Genomic DNA, 7,058 nt, shown 5'->3' with positions numbered 1-7,058 from the left:
TTATCCTGACCCAGGTGGGGGAATTAAGTTGACCCTGGGTGGGGGAATTATCCTGGCCCTAAGGCAAGAAGGTGGGGGAATTGTCGTGGCCCCCGACATCAATCATTTCATAATTTCTGGTCAGGCTAACCGTCAGGGTGTCGAAGAAATAAAATTTGCAAAAGACCGGATCATAATTAATTCTAATCGTCGTCCATGACTCTCCCACCTCTGCAGGATATTTGAACAGCAACGTTTTGTAGAACAACGTATCGGTTGGCGAAACTCCTCCCAGCCAGTAAAGGCCGCAGGGGCCATTCCAATAGAGAAACTCAAAAGGAGGCCGCGCTCTGTTAAAGGGATAAAGCGGTGTAAGCGCCGAGGCTTCATAGGTTACACCATCGATGATTACAGGAACCTTGCGCGTGATCTCGGCTTTTAGCGTTTCTGGTGTGCTGGGCGTCCAAGCTTGATAGAACCAGTAAGTTCCCACATCCAAAGGCATGAGCTCTTCCTGGCCTGGCTCGCACACCAGTTCAGGTTCAGGCTCGGGTCCCGGCGCCGGCTCTGGCAAGGTGTTCATGCCGTGATCACAATACGACAAGAAGGCACAGAGCGAAATGATTCTGAAAAGATGACTATTCGCTTTCATGGAATTCATCTCCTTCAACGCGGGAATTTTGTTATAGGGTTGCGTGTGCTTAAAGAATCATTTCCCAAAACAAAAAGCCCCTTCACGCTCTCAATGAGCATAAAGGGGCCTTGAAATTTTTATGAAAAATTCTTCTTTGCTGGGCGGCGACAATCGGCACTGTCGTCAAGAGCTTCATCTCACCCCGGGTTCAAATTTTGACACAAGATGATAAGCCGGGGGGGGTAAAATGCAAGCAAAATCGTTACCCCGTTTTCGGGCTATCTCAATACCAGCATCTTCATTTCACTGCTGAAATCGCCGGCGATGAGGCGATAGATGTACACACCCGCGGTTACGGTTTCGCCCAAGTCATTGCGGCCATCCCAGCGCACGCGATAGGCGCCAGGCGCGCGTTCGCCGTCGACCAACGTGCCGTCGACCAACGTGCGCACAATTTGGCCCATGGCATTGTATACCACCAAACGCGTCGCCACACTCTCGCCGCGTGGTACATCAAACGAAATGAATGTTCCCGGATTGAACGGATTGGGGTAGTTCTGATAAAGACTGAATTGCTCCGGCAACGCAGCGATTTCATTTTCTGCCAGTTCATCGGCATTTGCTTTTGCCGTGCCCCAGGAGTTCGTTACGGAACCCGTGCCGCTCGAAGGCGTGGTGTAGCTGTGATTGCTGCCCGGCTCCCAGGTCACATTGCCGCTGCCGTCTTTCTTGATGAATTTGTATTGGATCGACGTGCTCGGCGGCAGATACACGTCAAAAACTTTCCAGGTGGGATAGCTCGAGGCCTCCAGCGGGCCGATGGCCTTGCCGGTGTCCCAGCCGCCCAATTGCGAGATGCTGCCGACAAGATAGATGTTTTCGCCCATGTTGGTGTAGGCATTATTCACGGTGAAATCTATCGGCACGTACGTCGTGTCAATCGACCAAACGGCATAACCGCGTGCGGGCGCAAACACCGAGACTCGGCCATCGCCCTGCACCGTGGCGGTTTCGCCCGAGCCGCTGGTGAGATTCTTCAACACTTGATTCGTCATGGGCGGCCAACCAGAAACATTGGCCGTCACCCACGTGCTTAGCGTGCTGGAGCTGTGATCATTCAACACCAAAATCGCGCCGGGTTTGTTGCTGCGATTGCCCTCGCGTCGTGCGATGAAAACGTCAGCAGTATTCGATGAGGGATAAGGATTGCCGATTTCGGTTAGGACTTCCATGCCGCCTTCAAGATAGCGTTTGCGAATGCCGATTAACTGGTTGATTTTGGTTTTTAATCCGCTCTCCGGGCCCGTGGTGTAACTGGAATTGCCGGCATCCACCTGCTGCACTTCGAAATAATGAGAGTAAAACACGCACGGCCGTCCTTGTGCGAACAAAATGAACGCATAGCCCATGTCACGATCCCGCGTCAGCCACTTGTCGTGTTCCTTGCCGGTGTCGTGATTTTCCAAAAACGTGACTACGCGATTGGCAGCAACGGCATTGCTTTGATCGCGAATCAATCCGGAGTGATTGAGCCACGCCATGTTGAAATTGGGCTCGGCATTGCACATGCGCTTGAGATCCTCACGCAACGGGAAATCAAACACCGAACAGGCCGCGCCGTTGTTGCTGATGGCATTGACCCAGTCTTTCAAACGGTATTTGTGCTGCGTCCAATATTCGCCCACGGCAAAGCGCTGCTGGCCGTTTTTGAGCGGCATGGCCACGAGCCAGTCGGCGATGAAGGCTTCTTGCATGCCGCGCACGAAATCGAGGCGATAGCCGTCAAAGCCCGCGGTGTTGGTGAGCCATTCGCCCCAATCCTGCAATCGCGGTTGCACGGTGCCGGTGTCAAAGGTGTTGAGATCCACACCAAAGAGCATCCAATTCGGGCGAATGGCATCCTCGCTGCCCTGATCCTGCAAGTAGTCGCTGTTATCCACCGGATGGAAACTGGCGTAGTTCCACGTCCACTGCGGCGCACCGCCGGAGTGCGTGGCGTAGGAGAAGCTTGTAAGGGCGCGGCATTGCAAGCCGGAATACTGATTGTTCCCGTTGTACCACACCGCGCGAATGCGATAGCCATTATCATCGCTCGCCCAATTCATGGTGCCGCTGTTGTCGTATTTGGGAATAATTTGAATGGTGATCGTTGCCGTGCTGCTCAACGTGACTTTGAATTCGTCCACATCGCCTTGTGAATCCGCATGGCCATAAACTGCGCGACCACTGCCGGGAAAGGTGTTGAATTGTCCGCCGCCGCCGTTGGGCTCGGACTCCCATACCGGACTCGTGCCCGGCCCCGCATCGTTCGCGCTGCCGGTCCAGGAAATGCGCAATTCATAGCCGCGGCTGGCAAACGTGTTCCAGTCAAGATTAAAGCCGCTGAGTTGAATGTAATAATCGCCCGCTGCGGCATTCGGCAGCACCCAGCGAATTTGCGAAGTGGGATAGCTGGGATAGTTTTCTTCTTCGATATAATTTTTCACCGGCGCATTGGATTCATAACTGCCGCCGTAAATGTGATTGAGCACGATGTCCGCGTAAACTTCCATGCCGCGATCGTGATATTCTTCGATCATGTCGAGCAATTCCTGTTTGCTGCCGAAGCGTGTTTCGGTGGAAGCGGGAATGCCGTCGCCGACGTTGCCTTTCTGCGAATATTCGCCGAGATCATAGTGATCATAAATGCCATAGCCCATGTCGTAAATGCTAAACGCGCCCTTGCTCGGCGGCGGCGTCCAAATCGCGGTGAAACCCGCGGCTTGCAACGCTGCGGCTTTGGCTTCGAGGCTGTCGTACCATGAGCCGTTGAGATTCGTGGCGTCAACCGGCACGTCCCAGTAGAACGCTTGCATCATAACATCATTTTGCGCTTGCGCCTGGCGCGAACCGATCGCAAGCAGCAAACACACCAACGTGAGGAAAACCGATAACTGCCTCTTCATCATCTTACACCTCCGCAAGAGTAGAGTGAGTAAATGTGATGCAGTGCTCTGTTGAAAGCGCTTCCAGATTGGGGCGAATTTTGAATTTTTATGCAGCACGAATTGGCGTGAGGAAAAAAACGCGCCATCCCTTATTGCAAGATTGCCAACCCATGCTCAGAGATTGCGTTTTTGTCTCAAAAAATTTTTCGGTAGTAATCAGGGGAAGTAACAGTTGCAGTGCGAGTTGAAAGCGCTTCCAGAGTGAATCAAAAATTAACCGCTTCGAAATACTCTAACGGCATCGATTCACATTTAAGTTAGTCGAAGCGGATAATTGTAAAACACTCAATCACAACAATCAAAAATTTATCAGTTCGCAACTCGAAGAATGAAACCCCAAATTGTTTTTGACCTTCCACCAAGAAAACTTTGGGTGCTGCATTAATGACAAAATCCCGTTATTGATGTAGAAGATCTTTTTCGTGGAATCCGGCTAGGTTGAGAGGCGTTGGGATTTTGCTGACGTTTAGGCAAATGAGCTCTGTGCAAACGTGCGCTTAAAATAATCGACCATAAAATGCTTGTCAAGACAAAATTTCGATTTTGAAAAATTTTGCGCCGCACCAACAAAATCAAACATTTTTTATTTTTGCCAAAAAAACAGAGAACTTTAACTTTTAATTTTCAACCACATAAAAGCAAAATCGAAAACAAAAAATGACGCGATGCAGAGGTTTGCTTTGCGAGCTTTAACCGCTTTGTCCCCTCTGTCTGAGATGAAAGCCCCTCTCACTTTTTAAATGATTTGGTTTTGAGGCAAGAGGGTTTTCAGTGATATGCACAAAACCGAAATCAACCTCATAGCGATTTGCAGACAAGTTGCCACGCTCGCATTCATTTTAAAAAAAAGATTGATGCTATTTGCTTCGCTGTTCAAGCCTAGGTGTAATTCAAAAGACCAGTCAAAAGTGTTTTCAAATAATCAGGGCTCTTTTGTCTGATAGAACCAAGCCCAAACTGATGAGAGCAGCCAACGACTCGCATGTCTGTTGCAGGAATGTTTTGACAACCTGGTATGCTGCTCAAAGAGCTTTAGCTTTCAGCCCGTCTGAAATCCGGTATATATTAAAATCCCGATTTCTTAATCTGTGAGATTTTGGCTTTTGCCCGCGAAGGCTCTTGAACTGTGATTTCTTTTTACAAGTCCCTCCACACACGCCAATCTTGATACCATTGTGGACAACGAAGTGACATTTCTTCCTCGCAAATTCTGTTGCCTCTCGAGATGGCAGATTTTTCTATCACTCAACCTAGCGGCTTCGCAACCTTACGCTTTCGAATTACTGCGAAGTAATTCTGTATACATGATTGGTATTGTCACATTCACACACTTGCGTTAATTGTTTGCGAAACAAGCAAAATGCTTTTCCACCGCGAATGGCATACGCTTTGCGTTCGGTGAGCGCCGCGAATTGCCTTCGCTGAAATGTGTTTATCAGGATGATAAAAATGTTATGGAGGACTTGCAAAACGTGTTGCAATTCGATTCGATTTTGTCAAAGACAACTGGCAAACGGCAACAGGAAAATCGGAGTAAGAAGCCGTTTGCCGGTTGCCGTTTATTTGCATGGAGTTTTATTGCTTTCCTCGTCGTCAGCGCTAGCGCGCATTTTTCCCCGCTCTCCGCTGGCACACTCACCATCGCTTGGGACGCAAACACCGAGTCGGACCTTGCCGGTTATCGCGTGTATTACAGTCTTGCCTCGCAAACCTACACCAAAGTCAATTCCAAAGATGTTGGCACAGATTTGCGTTGCGTCGTCGATAATTTGGAAGAAGGCAAGACCTACTATTTCGTGGTGACGGCTTATGACAGGGCCGGCAATGAGAGCAACTATTCCATCGAAGTTTCAGCCACGGTGACCGTCGTCGATCAAACGCCGCCGGCCATCACCCAGGTCCGCGCCGTCGACCGCACCACGGTAAGCATACAGTTCAGTGAGCCTGTCACCAAAAGCACGGCCGAGAACAAGAGCAATTACAGCATTGACAAGCAAATCGCAGTTGTAAGCGCCGCGTTGCAATCCGACAATCGCACCGTCATTCTCACCACTTCGGAGCACATCAACGGCGCCTATACGTTGTCTGTTCAAAATATCTCCGATGCTGCCACGCCGGCCAATATCATCAATCCTGCCATTTCTGTACAGTATACTCTGAGCGGCTTGGATTTAACTCCGCCGGCTCTCACTCAAGTCCGCGCTGTCGATCGTACCACGGTGAGCGTCGAGTTCAGTGAGCCGGTTGCAAAAACCACTGCCGAGAACAAAAGTAATTACAGCATCTCTCAACAAATTGTGATTGCGCGCGCCACCTTGCAGTCCGACAATCGCACGGTCATTCTCGAAACCTCGGAGCATAACAACGGCGTTTATACGCTAACGGTTCAAAACATTTCCGATGTTGCCACGCCGGCCAATGTCATCAATCCCGCCATTTCCGCGCCATATACGTTTAGCGGACTCGATCAAGCGCCGCCCATCGTCACCTATGCCGGCATCGTCGATCAAGCGACCGTCGAAGTCCGCTTCGATGAGCCGATCTCAGAGGCGAGCGCCTTGAAGGTCGAGAACTACGCCATCACCAATGGCATTACGATTACGAGCATCAGCTTGCACACCGACAGCCGCGGCGTGCATCTCAAAACCAGCAATCACCAGGACGGCGCGAGCTATCAGCTTACCGTGCGCAATATCGCCGATCAAGCCGAAACGCCGAATGTGATGGCCGCGCCGGCAGTGCTCGGCTACACCTATCGCGCGAACGACCGGCTGGCGCCGAAAGTTGTGGCGGTCAAACTACTCGACTTGACCACCTTGAGCGTAACCTTCGATGAGCGCGTGACAAAATCCTCCGCCGAGCAGATATCCAACTATGCCATTTCGGAAAATGTACTCGTTCAAACCGCGAAGCTCAATGCCGAGGCAATTGAGGTGATTTTGACGACTTCGGCGCATGCGTATGATCGTGATTACATCATCACGATCAGCGGCATCACCGACGTTTCCACCAACGCCAATGTGATGAGCAGCACTGAAGCACGCTATCGCCTGGACAGCCAGGGCGTTGATCGCGAGCCGCCGGTGGTGACTTATGTGGGCGCGAACGATGAAACGACGGTCGAAGTTCGTTTCAATGAGCCGGTGACGCAAGCCAGCGCCGAAAATCTTGCAAATTACAGCATCAACAAAGGCCTGAGCATCACCGGAGCAACCTTGCATTTCGACGGCCGTGGCGTGCATTTGAAAACCACGCCGCAAACCGACGGCGTCACTTATCAAGTCACCGTATTCGGCATCGCCGATCGCGCGCCGGAGCCGAACACCATGACAACGACCTCAACCTTGAGTTACACCTTTATCGCGAATGATCTCGATGCGCCGGCGCCGATTGCCGCAATTTTGGCGGCTGATTTGCTGGCCATCACCTTGATGTTCGACGAACAAGTCACGGCGGCT

At 51.1% G+C, this 7,058-nt stretch carries 3 protein-coding genes; 1 reads left to right on the top strand and 2 read right to left on the bottom strand.

The genetic code is table 11. The features are described from left to right. Positions 1–58: 58 nt before the first annotated feature. Both FBQ85_25385 and FBQ85_25380 read right to left on the bottom strand, forming a co-directional pair. The gene (locus FBQ85_25385; protein ID MDL1878464.1) at positions 59–631 is read right to left on the bottom strand and encodes a hypothetical protein; all 573 of its coding nucleotides are present in this window, start codon (positions 629–631) and stop codon (positions 59–61) included. 260 nt (positions 632–891) lie between these two features. After that, positions 892–3,561, bottom strand: a complete 2,670-nt coding sequence (locus FBQ85_25380) for a DUF1939 domain-containing protein (protein MDL1878463.1) — start codon at positions 3,559–3,561, stop codon at positions 892–894. Between the two features lie 1,379 nt (positions 3,562–4,940). On the opposite strand from FBQ85_25380, the gene FBQ85_25375 reads away from it, so the two are divergent. After that, on the top strand, positions 4,941–7,058 hold a 2,118-nt coding region (locus FBQ85_25375), incomplete at its 3' end, for a fibronectin type III domain-containing protein (protein MDL1878462.1).

This window comes from Cytophagia bacterium CHB2, assembly GCA_030263535.1.
GTDB lineage: Bacteria > Zhuqueibacterota > Zhuqueibacteria > Zhuqueibacterales > Zhuqueibacteraceae > Coneutiohabitans.
Note: the sequence above shows the minus strand (reverse complement) of the source record. Positions and strands in the feature narration are given on the sequence as shown.

Coding starts and splice junctions, on each gene's coding strand:
- FBQ85_25380 (MDL1878463.1), bottom strand. CDS start 3,561: ATGATGAAGAGGCAGTTATCGGTTTTCCTCACGTTGGTGTGTTTGCTG.
- FBQ85_25385 (MDL1878464.1), bottom strand. CDS start 631: ATGAAAGCGAATAGTCATCTTTTCAGAATCATTTCGCTCTGTGCCTTC.